Source organism: Metapseudomonas resinovorans (genome assembly GCF_002003485.1).
Taxonomy (GTDB): Bacteria; Pseudomonadota; Gammaproteobacteria; order Pseudomonadales; family Pseudomonadaceae; genus Metapseudomonas; species Metapseudomonas resinovorans_D.
The window spans coordinates 41128-57078 of record NZ_BDMA01000014.1 but is presented as its reverse complement, the minus strand read 5'-3'; the positions used below and the strand labels follow the sequence as shown (position 1 = coordinate 57078).

The following is a 15951-nucleotide window of genomic DNA, read 5'->3' as shown; positions in this document are numbered from 1 at the left end:
TCAGCCACATCAGGCTCCCCGCCTTCCCCGGAAACGGTGTCGTGCAAGGGCTGGCGTGGTCACCCTCGTACGAACCCATTTCCGGAGCAGGGGAACCCTCAGAAGCGCTCTATGCGCTTCCTGCCGGCAGCCACCAGGCGCTCCAGCAGTGGTGCCGGTTTGAACCACGTCTCGCCGTATTCGCCCAAGGTCTGGCGGTAGCGCTGGAGGCCGACCAGCAGATTGCCGAGGCCCAGTTGCTCGGCGTAGTGCATTGGGCCACCCAGGTGGGCGGGGAAGCCGTAGCCGTTGATCCACACCAGGTCGATATCGCCAGCGCGCAGGGCAATGCCCTCATCCAACAGTTGGATGCCTTCGTTGATCAGTATGAACAGGCAGCGCTCCAGGATTTCCTGGTCGTCCATTGGGCATCGGGGAATTCCCAGCTCGCCCGCGAGACGCTCGGCCAGCGCGATCACCTCCGCGTCGTCCGTGCGGTTCCGACCTTCATAGAGATAGAAACCTCGCCCGCTCTTCTGGCCGTATCGCCCCATGGCATGCAGCTCTTCGCCCAGGCGGCAGTAGCTCGCGTCGTGGGAAACGTCAGTCCGGTTGGCATCGCGTTTCAGGACATTCACATCGATGCCGATCAGGTCGAGCATGCTGAACACACCCATGTTCAGGCCCAGGTCGGTGAATACTCGATCCACCTGCGCCGGTGTTGCGCCTTCCAACACCAAGCGATGGGCCTCGCGAGCGTACGGCTCGAGCATGCGGTTGCCGATGAAGCCGAAACCAGCGCCGGAAATCACCGGCAATTTGCCAATGCGTTTGGCGATGTCCAGGGTAGTGGCCAGCACGTCGGACGTCGTGACCTTGCCCCTCACCACCTCGACCAGGCGCATGGCATTGACGGGACTGAAGAAGTTCAACCCCACGACATCCTGCGGGCGCCCCACGGCCGCCGCGATGGCGTCCACGTCCAACGACGAGGTGCTAGTCGCCAGAATCGTGCCCGGCTTGCACACCTTGTCCAGGGTGCGGAACACCTGCTGCTTGACCTCCATCTTCTCGAAGACCGCTTCGATCACCAGGTCGGCCCCAGACAGGTCCGCGTAGTCAAGGGTGCCGAAGATCAGGTCCATGCGTGCCTCCACCTCCTCGGGGCGGAGCCTGCCACGTCGAACGCTTATCTCGTAGTTGCCGCGAATCTGTGTCAGGCCTCGGTCCAGGGCCTTCCCATCGTTCTCCAGCAGGGCGACCGGGACACCGGCATCAGCGAAGCTCATCGCGATCCCACCACCCTTGGTGCCGGCGCCTATCACCGCAACTCGCGTGATTTTGCGCAGCGGCAGATCGCCACAGATACCTGGAATCCGGGCCGCCTCGCGCTCGGCAAAGTACACATGGCGAAGCGCCTTCGACTGACGAGATGACTCTGCCTGCTTGAACAGTGCCAGCTCTCTCAGAAGCCCCTCATCGAGCGGCAGCAGACAGGCCGCCTCCAGGGCCGACAGCACCAGTCGCGGCGCAAGGCGGCTTTTCCAGCTCGGCTCGTGCTCCGCGCGATAGCGGGCGAGAAAGTCATCTGGCAGGCCCTCCCCCGGCTCCGGCCAAGCTTCCACTGGCCGCGCCGGCGCACGACAGGCGATCAGCTCATACGCGTACTCACGGGCTTCATCCAGCAACCGCTCCGCACTGGGGGCGATGCGGTCGAGCACGCCCAGAAGTCGAGCATTTTCAGCATCGACAAGACTGCCCGAGAGAATCAGGTTCAGGGCGGACTCAGCGCCGATCAGGCGCGGCAGACGCTGGGTACCGCCGGCCCCTGGCAGCAACCCGAGGTTGATCTCAGACAGACCGACACGCAGGTTCGGTTCTCCAATGCGGTAGCCGCAGGCCAGGGCCAGTTCCAGTCCACCACCCAGCGCCACCTTACCCAGGGCGGCGATTATCGGTTTGTGAATGGCGGCCAAGCGCATCAGCATGCTGGGCAGGTCCGGCTCGGCAGATGAGGCTTCGGTGCCGAACTCCTTGATATCAGCCCCTGCGCTGAACAGCCCGCGCTCGCCATGGAGAATGATGGCCTTCACCCTCGGGTCCGCTGCGGCACGCTCACAGGCGTCGGACAGCGCCGCGCGAAGGGATTGATCAAGCGCGTTGACCGGCGCAAGGTCCAGGCCGACCAGGGCCAATCCCTGTTCGAGGCGGTAATGGATCAGGTCGTTCAATGGAAATCCTCGGGTTGCCAGGCAGTCAGAGCGCGCCGGGAGGACGCATCACCCTGGTGGCTCAGAAATGCCTGAACACATCGCCGATACTGGCGATCGGCAATGCCGTCGAAGGGCCTGCGAGGGTGACCAGGATCGGGGCGTTGATCGAATGAATGGCAGCGGCTGCCAGGAGCACGACCAGGCAAGAGAGCAGGAGTCGACGCATGGAAACCTCCGTCAGCCGGCGGGAGCCGAATGCAGTGCCTTGTTGTTTTAGGTAGCTTGAGTCTGGGCGCTGACTCGCACTAAAGCTTTGCAATTAACGCCAACAAATCGGTAATTAATGACACGCAGGGTGCGTGGGGATGCGAGCTCGGGGCCGTGGTGTAGGATCGCAGCGGAAACGGCAGCCATCAGGTTCGCCATGATTCATTCAGGCATTCGCAATGACGTCATTTGTTCGCGGCATCGCCCTGCTGGGTTTCGATGAGTTCGCTCTTGGCCAGGGCCTCGATTCGAAGGCCCTTCTGGTCGAGACAGGACTCCCCACCGATGACCTCGACGGGCTGATTTCCGGTGTGAAGTTCAACGCCCTGCTCGAGCTGTGCGCCAGGCGTTCGGGGAATCCGCTGTTCGGGCTGCAGCTCGGGCTACAGCAGGGCTCCCAGGCGCTTGGCAGTCTGCTCTACCTGATCCAGAGCACCCGAACCGTGGGCGACGCACTGCAGGCGCTGGTGCAGTACTTCCACGTACACAGCAGTGGCGCCGAACTCCATCTCGAACACCAGGGTGACCAGGCCCGGTTCCTCTACGAGGTGATCGACGGTGATGCCACCTCGGTGCGGCAGACCGTGGAACTGGCCATGGGCCTGGGCGCCCAACTCATGCAAAGCCTCCTTGGCCAGGCCTGGAAACCAAGCGCTCTCTGGCTGCGCCACCCGGCGGCGAGCGAGTCCGGTACATACCGGCGTCTGCTGGGCGTCACGCCGCGCTTCGATGGTCCGATAAACGCTTGGGCCTTCGATGCGGCATTGCTGAAAACGCCCCTCAGCGCCACCGATGAAAGGTTCCAGCAGTTCGCACGGCGCCACTTGGATGAGCTGGCCCGCATGAGCGTCCAAGAGCTGCCGGCCTATGTTCAGAAGCTGTTGCGCCAGGGGCTGCCCGAGGGCCGTATCAGCATCGAGCACGTCGCCGAGCACATGCAGCTCAGCCCGCGGACGCTGCAGCGCTACCTCCAAGCAGAGGGCACCGGGTTTCAGGAGCTGCTGGACCAGACACGCCAGGCAATGGCCACGCGCTACATTTGCGACTCGTCCATCAAACTGACGCAACTTGCCGCGCTACTGGGCTACGCCGATCTAAGCGTGTTCTCCCGGGCCTTCACCCGCTGGTACGGTGTCAGTCCGCAGAAATGGAAACAGCGCGTCAAGCAGACCCAACAGCTAGCCGAGTCCGTCGCCGCCCCGGCTTCCCCTCACCAGCCACTTGCGACCCGACGGTAGCGAGGCATGGCACTCAATCCGTTCGTTCGTGCCCTGAGCCTTGTCGGCTTCGATGCATTTGCCAGCGGCCAGGGTCTCAATCCTGCGGACATGCTGAGGCACGCTTCCCTGCCGCAAGACAGCCCGCGCCAGCAAGACGGCATCATCCCCTATCGACGCTACTGCGAGCTGCTGCAGCTGTGCACGGCACAGTCGGGCAATGCCTCGTTCGGCCTGCTGTACGGACTGTTTCAGGGAATCGATGTCTTTGGCGAGCTGTTCTATCTGATTCGCAATGCCGGCACCGTCGGTGACGCGCTGGCCGAGCTGCGCGCCAACTACTTCCTGTACAACGGCGCCGCCGATATCAGCTTCGAGCTTGACGGCGACATCGCCCGTCTCGGCTACCACGTCAATGATTGCGAAATTCCCGGAATACGTCAGGCGGAAGAACTGGCCTGCGGTGTCGGTGTGCAGCTACTGCGTGCCCTGGCCGGTACCGGCTGGCGACCGAAAACGGTCCGATTCCGGCACCCGCCGCTGGGTGATGAGGCGGTCTATCGTCGTGCGTTAGGTGTGCGACCGGTCTTTGCCGCCCGTTGCACGGACCTGGAATTCGACGCCTCGGTGCTTTCACTGCCCCTGGCCGCGGCCGATGCAAGGCTGCACCAACTGATCGCCGAACACATCGCAATAATGGAGCGGCTGCCAGCCGACGAGCTTCCCGGCTATGTCCGGCAGTTGCTGCGCAGCCTACTGCCCAGCGGTCGCGCCTCCCTCGAGAAGGTTGCCGACTGCATGGCAGTCAATCCGCGCACGCTTCAACGCCGACTGGAACAGGAAGGCACCTCCTTCCAGCGTTTGCTGGATGAGACCCGACAGGAAATGGCGCGTCGCTACCTCGACGACCCGTCCATAAGCATGGCGCAGGTAGCAGGGCTGCTCGGCTACTCGGACGCCAGCGGATTCGACCGGGCATTCAATCGCTGGTTTGGCGTCAGCCCCCGGAAGTGGCAGAAGAGCCACTCCGCGAACAGGCAACCGCGCCTGCTGCGCAGCCGCCACCAGAACCTCCCGAGTCAGGTGTGATTTGCGGCAGCTGTGGCATTGGAAGGTGGATGTAAAACCAATCCACAAGGAGATGCCGTGCATCCAGGTGCATGCATGTGTGCATGGGCCTTGCTACCAGAGCCAGCTGAGCGAAACGTAGTCGCGGCCGCTTCGGGATCGATCTGAAACTACGTCGATGGCTTTGAGCTCAGTTGCTGTCTTGCAGTGCAAGACCTGATGCACGAATGGCTTCATCGCAGCGGGTGGTGTCCTCGGTCCACCGACGCTGCATGTAGCTCATCGTCTTGTCCTTGTACACACCTTGAGCACAGGTGTAGGCATAGCTCTGGACGTCCACCATGGACTGGCGACAGGCATGAAATGACGACAGGGCCTGGCCGTTCTGATGATCTGGCCATGCATCCAACTGCTTCACTGCATCTTCAGCTGCTTCATAGAGCAGACCCGTGGCGCTCGAGTCTGTACAGATTTCAGTGACCTTGGCATGCAAGGCATAAGCTTCCTTGATCAGCAATTGGGCCTTATTCGCCGCCTCTGAATCGGGGGGGACGACTTCAACTTGCGCCGAAACAAGCGCCGGCCATGCCAATGCAAACACCAGATGTAAAGCTTTCATCACTCAGCGTCCCCCGTGTAGAAGTAAGCCCTGCGCTGGGCAAGGCGTGGTTTTTCCCATTTCTTGTAGAGCTGCCCTGGCTCGGTATCAGGCCGGACCACAGCGATTGGCCCCCCTGCTTAGCGAGCAAGGACGCGTGCACCGCAAGTAGGTCGCCACGGGTCACGCCACAAGCAGCGTCCGAAAGGCGCTGGGAATGAAGAGCGTCGACACCCGCTAGATGATCTTTCCAGGCCGCCTCGACCTGGGAAAACCCGCCAAGAGGTGCTTCTTCTTCCCCGCCTAGGTACGGAACTGTGCGACCAGGTCCTGCAACTCGCCACCCAAGCGCGCCAGCTCGGCGCTGGAAGCGGCGGTCTGCTGGCTGGCGCTGGTGCTCTGTTCGCCGATGTCACGCACCCGGGTCACGCTTTCGCTGATGTTTTCTGCCACCGAACTCTGTTCCTCGGCGGCAGCGGCGATCTGCTGGTTCATCTGCTCGATGGTGCTCACCGCCTGGGTGATGCGCGCCAGGGCATCGCCCGCCTGTGCAGCCAGATCGACCGTGCGCTGGGTCAGGCTGCGACTGCTGCCCATTTGCTCCACCGCGCCCCTGGCCATGCGTTGCAAGCCGGCAATCAGGCCCTCGATTTCCTCGGTCGAGTCGTGAGTGCGCCGCGCCAACGCCCGCACCTCGTCGGCCACCACGGCGAAACCGCGCCCCTGGTCACCGGCCCGCGCGGCCTCGATGGCGGCATTGAGTGCCAGCAGGTTGGTCTGTTCGGCAACGCTGCGGATCACCTCCAGCACGCTGGTGATGCGTTCGCTCTCATGGTTCAGCGCGGCGATCGCCTCGGCCGAACGCTCCACTTCGGCCGCCAGTTCGCCAATCTGGCTCACCGCCTGCTGCACCACCTGGTTGCCCTGCTGCGCCTCATGATCGGCCTCGCGCGCCGCCAGCGAGGCCTCCTCGGCGTTCTGCGCCACCTCCTGCACGGTGGCGGCCATCTGGTGCATGGCGGCGGCGGCCTGGTCGGTTTCCAGCTTCTGGTTCTGCACCCCGGCGCTGGTCTGCGCGGTGACCGCCGACAATTGCTCGGCCGCCGCGGCGATCTGCCCCACGCCGCCGCCGATCCGCCCCACAAGGGTTCGCAGGTTGCCGGTCATGTCCTGCATCGACGCCATCAGTTGGCCCAGTTCGTCACGCCGCTGTAGCGGAATATCCTGGCTCAGGTCTCCCCCGGCGATGCGCTGAGCCACAACCACGCTCTGGCGCAAGGGCCCGACGATCGAGCGGGAAATCAGTAAGGTGGCGAGCAGGCCGAACACGACGGCGGCGAAGCCCATGCCACCGAGCTGTATCAGTGCCCAGTCGCTGGCATCCGTCATGTGTTGCCGCTCCCTGATTTGCGCCGCCTCGGCAAGGCCCAGCACCGAGCGAGCCTGCTCGATCATCGCCTTCTCGCTGCCACGGCTCTGCTCGCGGATCTGCTGGTAATGGCTGAAGGATTGCTGGTATCGAGTCAAAGCTTGCAATGCCGTGCCGATCACGGCCTTCTGCTCATCGGTCAATCCGGTCACCATGCTGTCGGCGACGCCGCGCAGGTCTTCGCAGACCAAGGCCCACTGCTTCAGGGCCTCGGCCGAGCCGTCGATGATGAACAGGGTCTCCTGACTGCGCAGGTCGAACATGGACTTGCTCAGGCTCGAGGCGGTCTCCGCCAGACCAAGGGGGTCGTTACCGGAAAGAGGGTCGCTCTGCTGGAACTGCTTGCGCACGCTGTCGTACATTTCCAGCTCGACCGCCTCGAACTGGTCGCGGGCCTCGGCGGCGGCTTTGCCCATGTCCTGCCGCGCTGCACGCGCCTTGCCCTGCAACTCGACATAGCTGACGAATTGATTCAGGTACCCGATCACCGCCTCCTGCATCTCCTGAACACGCTGCTGCTCGGAGGGTACAGCGTCCTGCGCCAGATCGGCCAGTAGCTCCTGCACCCGGAGCAAACTCTCGCGCACCTGCCCGGCGCTCTCGGCGCTCTGCTCGACGGCGAAGCTGCGCTCCAGCTGCCGCGCCTGCAGGATCTCCACATTCACCGCTGCCAACTGATCGACCAGACGATGGCCCTGCAGCACCGCCCTGACCGCCAGGAAGCCGCTGACGGTGACTGCGACGGTGAGCAACAACACCAGGCCGAAACCACAAAACAGCTTCTTGCCCACGGTAAGGTCCACGAACAGGCGGGTGGCGGCCTGTGGCATGCGGGCAACTCCATTCTTGTTATTGGGAAAGCCGGCGCGCGGGCGGCAGCTGATCGACCGCGCTGCCCGCCGCCCGAATGCTAGGATCAAACGAATCGAAAAAGCTTGGCTTTTCACGCCAACAATTTGATTGTCAATGCCCCCATGTGCCTGGCGATATCAGCTCAACCGGCGCACCTGAACTTAGGTAGCGTCGCAGTTCAGGGACCGGATGAACGCCCCGCGGAACGATCACACCTGGCGTGACGCCTGTTGCATCAAGGGGTGGGTGTGATCACCGAGGGCTCGGACGTCGACCGCCACACCTACTCCGATGAGCTTCTCCCCCCATGAAATCCGTGGGCCAGTTCACCGACTTGACCGCGCTGACCTGGCCACCGGAATGGAAGACGACCGAGAAATGGCACGACTTCCGCGCACTTCTCTGCGCCACAGAGAAACGCCGCAGGCCGTCGCCCTTTCGGTGTCGGAGCTGACTGGTCTGGGGTGGGAGGACAAAGCCACTTTGCTCACTTAGAAGTAAGCCCTGCGCTGGGCAAGGCATGGTTTGTCCCATTTCTTGAAGAGGCCCCGTAGGCCGGTATCAGGCAAGACCACGGCGATTGGCAAGCAACCACCAGCCACCCTGCTCAGCGAGCAAGGACGCGTGCGCCGCGAGAATGTCATTGCGGGTCAAGCGACAAGCGGCTTCCGACAGGCGCTGGGAATGAAGAGCGTCGACACCCGCCAGATGATCTTTCCAGGCCGCCTCGACCTGGGGAACGCCTCCAGCCATACCAGTGGAGTGGGTGGCGCGCGTACCGTCCCGACTCCAAAAGCGGCCTGTAAACCGGACGGGCCGAAAGCCGACGCGAACGCGCCGACCATAGGGCCCGTCTGGCTGGAGCATTACAGCTAAACATGCAGATCAGGACTCGCCGGTATCCGGCACCAGGTGCGCCGCCAGCACGCCAGCGATGGCGCAGCGTTCGTCGTTGTCGGAGGTGTCGCCGCTGATGCCGATGGCGCCGAGGATCTCGCCGCCGCCATTGCGCACCAGCACGCCCCCCGGCACCGGCAGCATCTGCCCACCGGCCAGGTCGCTCAGGGCGTTGAAGAAGGCCGGCATCGCCGCCGCGCGGCGCGCCAGTTCGCGGCCGCCGAAACCCATGCCGAGCACCGACGCCGCCTTGCCGCTGGCGATCTGCGGCCGCAGCAGGCTGGCGCGCTCGTCGCGCTTGAGCGCCAGCGGGTGCCCGCCGGAATCCAGCACTGCCACGCACAGGGGCTGCAGGGCCAGCCGTCGGCCTTCGGCGAGGGCAGCATCGACCATCAGCGAGGCCAGTTCCAGAGTGAGTCTGCGCATGCCGGTCACCCCCGCGCCGGGACGGGACGCTTGCCAGCCGCCACCGCACGCTGCCGGGTATGCAGTTCGGCCCATTTGACGGTGTTGAAGTCGCTCACCTTGTAGGGGTCGTAGCCCGGCACCTGGGGCTCCATACGCCGCCCGCCGAGGTAGACGCCGCGAATGCGCTCGCGCTCCTGCAGGATCGCGACGTTCTCCAGGGGCGAGCCGTCGACACGGATGAAGTCAGCCCGCCGCCCCACCTCGATGGCGCCCACCGGCTGCGTGGCCGGCAGCATGCGTGCCGAGACCGAGGTGGCGGCGCGCAGCGCCTCGGCTGGGGTGAAGCCCAGCCAGTCGACCAGTATCTCGATCTCTCGCGCATGCCATTCGCCGTAAGGCGTGATGGCGAAGCCACTGTCGCTGCCGGTCATGAAGGGCACGCCGGCCTCCCGCGCGCGGCGCAGGTTGCGGCAGCCGATGTCGATCACCCGCTGTTGCATGGCCGCGTATCCGCTGCGGGTGGAGGGCTCGTAGTCTTCGGCGAACTCGACGTTGTTGGCCAGCATGGTGAAGGTGGGCGCCAGGTGGCTGCCAGATTCGAGCATCGCCTCGATGCAGGAGTCGTCGAGGAAGAACGCGTGGAAGATCACGTCTACCCCGGCGCGGGCGGCGTAGAGCACCGCTTCGCGGCCGTAGGCGTGCACCGCCACCTTCTTGCCGAGGCGATGCGCCTCCTCGACCATTGCGCGGGTCTCCGCCTCGGTGAAGGCGGCGATGTGTTCGCCATTGGCCCGGCGTTGGGTGCCGTCCATGGCGATCTTGATGAGGTCGACGCCATCCTTGGCCTGGCGGCGGATTTCGGCGATCTGCTCGTCACGGGTGGCGCACAATCGCCCGGTGAAGTATTCCGGCGTGCCGACCCAGCTCGGGAACCAGTCGTTGAGGCTCTGGCGGTTGGCGATCACGTTGCTGCTGGCGGCGATGCGCGGGCCAGCGAACAGGCCGGCGTTGATGGCGTCGCGCACCGCGATGCTGCACTGGCCGGCGTCCCCGGGCACCACCACCGAGGTGTAGCCGGCGGCTAGCACGTGCTGGGCGAAGAACAGGCCGCGCAAGGCGCGGAATTCTGCGGAGACGTGGAGGTCGATGTCCTCCTCGCTCTTGGCGTTGCCGAACACTAGGTGGGTGTGGACATCCACGAGGCCGGGCATGACAAAGTGCTCGCCGGTGTCGATCAGGGTTTCACCCGGCAGCGGCTGCGGGGCACTCACGCGGGGGCCGACATGGCTGAACAGGCCGTCTTCGATGATCAGCGCCTGGTCGCGTCGAGCCTGGTCTTCCAGGCCGGTAAACAGAGTGTTGCAGTGGACGTGGAGTCTGGGCATGGCGGTCTGGCCTCTTGTTGTCGTGCCATCACGCTACCCAGCGCCCCCGGAGTGCGGGAAGTGAAGTTTGCTGCTGGCCGGGCATGAAGGAAATTGATGGCCGCGCCCGTCAGGCGGCCACTTCCGCCAATAGTCCGCGCAGCCAAGCCAGAGCCGGGTCGCCGTCCTGGCAGGCGTGCCACTGCAGCACCTGGCGGGTGGCCGGGAATGCCAGCGGCGGCACCAGCAGCCGTAGTGGGAAGCGCCGTGCGTAGAGTCGCGCCAGGCGGCTGTGGAGGGTCGCCAGGCACGGGCCACCGACGACAAACTCGGGGATCAGCCCGAACTGTTCGACGGCCACCGCGACGCGCCGGTCCAGGCCCTGGCTGGCGAGGAATTCCGCCTCCATGCTGCCCTGGGCGCCGGCTCCCGTCTCGCGCACCACATGGGGCGCCGCCAGGTACAGGTCCAGCGTCAGGCCCTCGGCCAGCGCCGGGTTGTCTGCGCAGGCGATGACGCTGAAGCCATCCTCGAACAGGGACTGTCGCGGATGGCGTTCGGAGCCGTGGGCATGGGGCAGGATCACCAGGTCGCAGTGCCGTTGCTCCAGAGCCTCGTCCACCAGGCCGCCGGCCTCGCCGCCGCGCTGCGGGACCAGACTGAGCAACTGCAGGTCCACCCCGGGCGCCACCTGGGCCAGGCGCTGGCGCAGCGCCGGCAGCAGCACCGCCATTACATAGTCGGAAGCCATAATGCGGAAGCGTCGCCGGGTCTCCCCAGGCTCGAAGCGGACATTGGCGAAGGCGATCCCGCGCGCAGCGTCCAGCACCTGGTGGATGTCCGGCTGCAGGCGCTGCATCAGCGCGGTGGGCAGCATGCGCCCACCCACGAGGACGAACAGCGGGTCCTGGAAGTGTTCGCGCAGCCGGCCCAGGGCGGCGCTCACCGCCGACTGGGTCAGGTGCAGGCGGTTGGCCGCCCGGGTGACGTGGCGCTCGAGAAACAACGCATCGAGCACCACCAGCAGGTTCAGGTCGAGACCGTGGAAGCGCACGCCGGCTCCTCCGTATCGGCAAGCCCCTCCAGCCACAGGCCGCCCTCGGCGTCGGTCGTTACCGCAAGGGCCTGCAGCGACTGGCCGAGGCACGGGCCGAGCACGCAGAAGCCGTTGTCGGGACGGAACAGCGCGCCATGGGCGAAGCACACGATGTGCTGTCCATCGCCGGACATGAAGCGGTCCTTGCGGTACTGCATGGCCACGTCCAGGTGCGGGCAGAGGTTGCGGTAGACCCGCACTTGGCCGCGCCAGCGCAGGGCGAGCACGGTGTCACGGCCATGACCCCAGGGGTCGAACCCACGGGCACGGCCCTCCTCCAACTGGTCGTCGTGGCAGAGGTAGTTCAGATCGTCGGGCACGGCCGGTCTCGGAAATGCTGTTGGGGCGCAGGCTGCCATGGCGTGCCGGCCCCAACCAATCGCGAGTGGCGATGCGAGGTATCGCCCGCCGGGATACTCAGGCCTGGACCGCGCGCACGTCGATCCGGGCCGCCTGCTCGTCGGCGATCAGCTTGTCCAGCACACGGCGGGCGCGCACCGCGGCTGCATCGCCGTGCAACAGGACCGGCTTCAGGGACCAGAAATCGGCGTCACCGATCATCCCCTGCTGGGCTTCGAGCATTGGCAGGTCCTCCGTGCTGAACGGCTGGTTGAGGGCGGACACCTGCTCCTCGGCGATGCGCTCACCCAGCTCGCCCATCTCGCGAGGGATGGGGAAGGAGAACCAGTAGTGGGTGGTGGTGTCGGTCTCCGGGGTGAACAGGTGCGGCAGCGGGGTTTCCCGGCCCTCGGCACGCGGCTGCCCGGTAGGCACCGCGCCGGCCAGCAAGAGCATGTTGGCCGGGGCGTCCCAGCGCACGTCGATCCAGCGGTCCACCGGCGTGCCGTGGGCGATGCCCATGGCGCCGTAGAGGAAGTCCGGCATGATCTCGGCGACGGTCTGGCGGTACGACCAGATCGTCTCGCCCTGCTGCTCGACGCGGGTGATGGCCTGGCTGACATCACTGCTGCCGAGGGTGCTCGGGTGCAGGTATTGGATGTGGGACAGGTCGAGGATGTTGTCCGACTCCAGCACGTAGTTGGCCCGCGCATGCAGGTATCGCTTGGCGACGTAGTAGCGCGTCGGGTCCATGCAGCCGAAGTCCGGGATCGATGCCTCGTCCGCCGCCTCCACATCTCCCATCCAGATCCAGATGACGCTGTGTTTCTCCACGACCGGGAAGGCCCGTACCCGCGCCGCCCGGGGGATGGCGCCATCGCCATGGGGATTGCGGGTGCAGGCGCCGCTGCCGTCGAACTCCAGTCCGTGGTACGCGCAGCGCACCTGGCCGTCGCACAGCGTGCCCATGGACAGCGGCGCGAAACGGTGCGGGCATCGGTTGTGGATGGCCTGCACATTGCCGGCCTCGTCGCGGAAGAAGAGCACGGACTCGTTGAGCAGGGTACGGGCGAACAGTTCGCCGGCCTTGACCTCATCGTCCCAGGCGGCGACGTACCAGGTGTTGCTCAGGAATTTCATCTTGTTCTTGTCCTCATGGGCGTTTTGACAGGGTTGCCTGCATCGAGCGCCCGTCCCCCTGATATGCTCGCGCCTTCCCGCCGTGGCAGCGGCGGAACAGGCTCGCGGGACGGTCGATCGAGCAAATGTAAGCACCGCTCACATTAGTCATCCCTTCAACTCCGGTCAATGGTCAATCGGCATGAACGAGACACGTGCGTACCACCATGGAAACCTTCGCCAATCCCTGATCGACGCAGCCCTGGAGGCGGTCGAGCAACAGGGCTACCAGGCCTTGTCATTGCGCGACCTGGCCCAGGTGCTGGAGGTTTCCAGGGGAGCGCCCTACCGGCATTTCGCCGATCGCGATGCGCTGTTGCGCGCCTGCGCCTGTGAAGGTTTCCGCCGGCTACTGGACGCCCACGGCGAGACGGCGCAGGAAACCGGCACGGCCGGGGACAGGGCACGAGCGGCCTGCCGCGCCTTCCTCTCCTTCGCCGAGGCGCAACCGGGGCTGTTCCTGCTGATGTACGACTCGGGCCTGCTGCAACAGGCGGAGGATGAAGATGAGTTGGGCGCCGTGCTTCACCAGATCTACACCGGCATCGCGACCACCCTGCGCGAAGCCCTGGAGGAGTCCGATGACGATCGCCTGCAGGGCCGCCTGATCGCCATGTGGTCGACCCTCTACGGCTACGCGCGTCTGCGCCAGAGCAACATGCTCAAGCCGTACATGCTGGGCGCGCTGAGCCGCGAGCAGACCGAGGCGGCAGTGATCACCGCCGCCGTGGGCCCGCTGCCAGGCATGTAGGACGCGCGCAGCTGGCGGTGCGCGCGGCGCACCCTACGGCCGACTGTACTGTGGGAGCGAATTCATTCGTGATTGAAATCCCTCCTACAGGTCCAGCACCAGCCGAGGGCTACGCGAGCGCGAACAACAAGGGGTGAACTGGTCGTTTTGCGCCCGCTCGGCGGCGGTAAGGAACATATCGCGGTGTTCCGGTTCCCCCTCCAGCACGCGGGTCAGGCAGGTGCCGCAAATGCCCTGCTCGCAGGACAGCGGCAGGTCGATTCCCGCCTCCAGCAACACGTCGGCGACGCTGCGCCCCGAGGGCACCTGCAAGCAACGCCCGTCCCTGGCCAGCTGCACCTCGAACGCCCCCTCCTCGCCTCCGACCACGGGCTCGGCGGCGAAGTACTCGCGGTGCAGGCCTGCTTCCGGCCAGCCGGCCCGGCGGGCCTCGCCGAGTACATGGTTCATGAAGCCGCCGGGGCCGCACACGTACAGGTGGTCACCGGCCCGGTAGCCGTCCAGAAGCTCGAACGCACGCAGGCGCTGCGCATCGCCCTGGTCGTCGAAGTGGAAGACCACCTGGTCGCGGAAGGCGGAACGGCGAATACGTTCGACGAATGCGGTCCGCGCCTGCTCCCGGCTGCAATAGTGCAGTTCGAAGGGGGCGCCGCTCGTGGCCAGCCGCTCGGCCATGCAGAGGATCGGCGTGATCCCGATGCCGCCGGCGAACAGTAGCGTCCGCCCGGCCCCCCGCTCCAGCGGAAACAGGTTGCGCGGCTCGCCGATGCGGATCGTCGCCCCCTCCGCCACCTGCTCATGCATGGCCCGGGAGCCGCCCCGGGAGGCAGGGTCCAGCAGCACCGCGATCAGGTAGCGATGGCGTTCGTCCGGGTGGTTGCACAGGGAGTACTGGCGCACTTGGCCATTGGGCAGGTGTACGTCGATATGGGCGCCCGCGCTGAACGGCGGCAAGGGGCCGCCGTCGGCACGGGCCAATTCGAAACTGCAGACGCCTTCGGCTTCTCGCAGTTTGCGCGTGACCGTGACCTCGATCATGGATCGCTGACCTCATGGATGAGACAAGGCCGCGCATCCGCGGGTGCGGATACGCGGGGGAGTGGAACGGGGTTCGGGACCGGCCGTGGGCTCAGATGGGCTCGGCGGTGCGCGCCAGCATGGCCTTGGTCAGACCGATGCGGTCGAAGCTGGCGTCGTGGGCCATCTCGCGATCCCCGGCGAGGATGGAGTTCTCGCTGATGTATTTGCAGCGCTCGAAGCGGCGCGCCATGAAGCGCTCCAGGCGTTCTTCCAGCGAACCGCCGCCGGCCAGTTCCAGGCTCAGCACCAGGGCGTCCTCAATGGCCATGCCGGCGCCCTGCCCCAGGTGCGGCGTGGTGGCGTGGGCGGCGTCGCCAATCAGCAGGACGCGCCCCTTGAACCAGGGCTCGTCGACGAACACCACCTCCATGGGCTTGTACACCACCTGGCTGCTGTCGGTGATCTGCTCGCGCAGCTCGCCCACCAGGCCGCCGATGTGCTTGATGCGGTCGCGCATCAGCTCGGCGAAATGCTCCGGCTCGTACCAGGGGTTACCCGGCTCGTGGGAAGTGGAGAACATGTACATCAGGTTGTCGGCCAGTGGCACCAGGCCGGCGTTGCCCTCGGCGCCGGTGTAGCTGGCCAGGTGGTCGATCGAACTGTGCCGGGGGAAGTTGTAGCGCCACACCGCCTGGCCGGTGAAACGCGGCGTGTAGGTCTCGCCGAAGAGCATGCCGCGGATCTTCGAGTAGACGCCGTCGGCGCCCACCACCAGGTCGTAGCGGCCGGTGCTGCCGTCGGTGAAGGTCACGTCGACGCCCGTGGCGTCCTGTTCGAAGGACTCCACCGTGAGCCCGAGGCGCACCTGGGCGCCGAGTTCGATGGCTGTGCCGCTCAGCACCTGGTGCAGGGCCAGGCGCGAAATACCGACGTTGGCCGGGTACTCCGGGCCCGCCAGTCGCTGGCCGGGAATCCGTACCCGGGCGTTGCCCTGCAGGTCGTAGATGCCCACGTCGTCGAAGGCATAGGCGGCGTCCAGGTAGCGGTCGAGCACGCCGAGACGGGCCATTTCACGCACCACATTGCTCTGCTGGATGATGCCGACGCCGTAGACAGTCCACTCGGACTTGATCTCCACCAGGTCCACCGGGATGCCCTGGCGGCGCAGCGCGATGGCCGCGCAGAGACCACCGATGCCACCACCGACGATGAGTACCTTGCTGATATCGCTCATGGATGAATCCTTGTTCTTGTTGTGTGACGCACGGGACATC

General features: G+C 65.5%; 14 protein-coding genes. 3 read left to right on the top strand and 11 right to left on the bottom strand.

Annotated features, from left to right (window positions below):
• Positions 1–98: 98 nt before the first annotated feature.
• Together MnOB_RS04095 and MnOB_RS28750 are read right to left on the bottom strand one after the other, a co-directional pair.
• Positions 99–2210 (bottom strand): 3-hydroxyacyl-CoA dehydrogenase NAD-binding domain-containing protein, encoded by a 2112-nt coding sequence (locus MnOB_RS04095; protein WP_077522294.1) that lies wholly within the window; start codon positions 2208–2210, stop codon positions 99–101.
• Between the two features lie 61 nt (positions 2211–2271).
• Positions 2272–2418 carry a hypothetical protein gene (locus tag MnOB_RS28750; RefSeq protein ID WP_158713766.1) on the bottom strand — a complete coding sequence of 49 codons (147 nt, stop codon included), beginning with the start codon at positions 2416–2418 and terminating at the stop codon, positions 2272–2274.
• Positions 2419–2638: 220 nt separating this feature from the next.
• On the opposite strand from MnOB_RS28750, the gene qhpR reads away from it, so the two are divergent.
• Positions 2639–3697, top strand: a complete 1059-nt coding sequence (gene qhpR, locus MnOB_RS04090) for an AraC-like transcriptional regulator QhpR (protein ID WP_077522293.1) — start codon at positions 2639–2641, stop codon at positions 3695–3697.
• 6 nt (positions 3698–3703) lie between these two features.
• Entirely contained in the window at positions 3704–4765 is a 1062-nt protein-coding gene (locus tag MnOB_RS04085) for an AraC family transcriptional regulator (RefSeq protein WP_077522290.1), read from the top strand.
• 169 nt (positions 4766–4934) lie between these two features.
• Here MnOB_RS04085 and MnOB_RS04080 read toward each other — a convergent pair whose 3' ends face one another.
• The 7 genes from MnOB_RS04080 to MnOB_RS04045 form a co-directional block, all read right to left on the bottom strand.
• Entirely contained in the window at positions 4935–5363 is a 429-nt protein-coding gene (locus tag MnOB_RS04080; protein ID WP_158713765.1) for a hypothetical protein, read from the bottom strand.
• Positions 5364–5645: 282 nt separating this feature from the next.
• The gene (locus tag MnOB_RS29765; protein WP_077522286.1) at positions 5646–7601 is read right to left on the bottom strand and encodes a methyl-accepting chemotaxis protein; all 1956 of its coding nucleotides are present in this window, start codon (positions 7599–7601) and stop codon (positions 5646–5648) included.
• A 907-nt stretch (positions 7602–8508) separates the two neighbouring features.
• Positions 8509–8946 carry a GlcG/HbpS family heme-binding protein gene (locus tag MnOB_RS04065; protein ID WP_077522374.1) on the bottom strand — a complete coding sequence of 146 codons (438 nt, stop codon included), beginning with the start codon at positions 8944–8946 and terminating at the stop codon, positions 8509–8511.
• 5 nt (positions 8947–8951) lie between these two features.
• Complete coding sequence (locus MnOB_RS04060; RefSeq protein WP_077522282.1) at positions 8952–10313, bottom strand: metal-dependent hydrolase family protein; 1362 nt, start codon at positions 10311–10313, stop codon at positions 8952–8954.
• Between the two features lie 109 nt (positions 10314–10422).
• Positions 10423–11346 carry a LysR family transcriptional regulator gene (locus MnOB_RS04055; RefSeq protein ID WP_077522280.1) on the bottom strand — a complete coding sequence of 308 codons (924 nt, stop codon included), beginning with the start codon at positions 11344–11346 and terminating at the stop codon, positions 10423–10425.
• Complete coding sequence (locus MnOB_RS04050) at positions 11322–11747, bottom strand: Rieske (2Fe-2S) protein (RefSeq protein ID WP_077522278.1); 426 nt, start codon at positions 11745–11747, stop codon at positions 11322–11324. The genes MnOB_RS04055 and MnOB_RS04050 overlap by 25 nt, the downstream gene beginning before the upstream one ends.
• Before the next feature lie 58 nt (positions 11748–11805).
• Positions 11806–12867, bottom strand: coding sequence for an aromatic ring-hydroxylating oxygenase subunit alpha (locus tag MnOB_RS04045; RefSeq protein WP_077522276.1), 1062 nt, complete (start codon positions 12865–12867; stop codon positions 11806–11808).
• A gap of 181 nt (positions 12868–13048) precedes the next feature.
• Here MnOB_RS04045 and MnOB_RS04040 point away from each other — a divergent pair, with 181 nt between their 5' ends.
• The gene (locus MnOB_RS04040; RefSeq protein ID WP_077522274.1) at positions 13049–13657 is read left to right on the top strand and encodes a TetR/AcrR family transcriptional regulator; all 609 of its coding nucleotides are present in this window, start codon (positions 13049–13051) and stop codon (positions 13655–13657) included.
• Positions 13658–13741: 84 nt separating this feature from the next.
• Here the strand turns inward: MnOB_RS04040 and MnOB_RS04035 are convergent, their stop codons facing one another.
• Together MnOB_RS04035 and MnOB_RS04030 are read right to left on the bottom strand one after the other, a co-directional pair.
• The gene (locus MnOB_RS04035) at positions 13742–14695 is read right to left on the bottom strand and encodes a PDR/VanB family oxidoreductase (RefSeq protein WP_077522272.1); all 954 of its coding nucleotides are present in this window, start codon (positions 14693–14695) and stop codon (positions 13742–13744) included.
• A 91-nt stretch (positions 14696–14786) separates the two neighbouring features.
• Positions 14787–15911, bottom strand: a complete 1125-nt coding sequence (locus MnOB_RS04030) for an FAD-dependent oxidoreductase (protein WP_077522270.1) — start codon at positions 15909–15911, stop codon at positions 14787–14789.
• Between the last annotated feature and the right edge of the window lie 40 nt (positions 15912–15951).

Coding starts and splice junctions, on each gene's coding strand:
- qhpR (WP_077522293.1), top strand. CDS start 2,639: ATGACGTCATTTGTTCGCGGCATCGCCCTGCTGGGTTTCGATGAGTTC.
- MnOB_RS04060 (WP_077522282.1), bottom strand. CDS start 10,313: ATGCCCAGACTCCACGTCCACTGCAACACTCTGTTTACCGGCCTGGAA.
- MnOB_RS04030 (WP_077522270.1), bottom strand. CDS start 15,911: ATGAGCGATATCAGCAAGGTACTCATCGTCGGTGGTGGCATCGGTGGT.
- MnOB_RS04050 (WP_077522278.1), bottom strand. CDS start 11,747: ATGGCAGCCTGCGCCCCAACAGCATTTCCGAGACCGGCCGTGCCCGAC.
- MnOB_RS29765 (WP_077522286.1), bottom strand. CDS start 7,601: ATGCCACAGGCCGCCACCCGCCTGTTCGTGGACCTTACCGTGGGCAAG.
- MnOB_RS04080 (WP_158713765.1), bottom strand. CDS start 5,363: ATGAAAGCTTTACATCTGGTGTTTGCATTGGCATGGCCGGCGCTTGTT.
- MnOB_RS04085 (WP_077522290.1), top strand. CDS start 3,704: ATGGCACTCAATCCGTTCGTTCGTGCCCTGAGCCTTGTCGGCTTCGAT.
- MnOB_RS04065 (WP_077522374.1), bottom strand. CDS start 8,946: ATGCGCAGACTCACTCTGGAACTGGCCTCGCTGATGGTCGATGCTGCC.
- MnOB_RS04040 (WP_077522274.1), top strand. CDS start 13,049: ATGAACGAGACACGTGCGTACCACCATGGAAACCTTCGCCAATCCCTG.
- MnOB_RS28750 (WP_158713766.1), bottom strand. CDS start 2,418: ATGCGTCGACTCCTGCTCTCTTGCCTGGTCGTGCTCCTGGCAGCCGCT.
- MnOB_RS04035 (WP_077522272.1), bottom strand. CDS start 14,695: ATGATCGAGGTCACGGTCACGCGCAAACTGCGAGAAGCCGAAGGCGTC.
- MnOB_RS04045 (WP_077522276.1), bottom strand. CDS start 12,867: ATGAAATTCCTGAGCAACACCTGGTACGTCGCCGCCTGGGACGATGAG.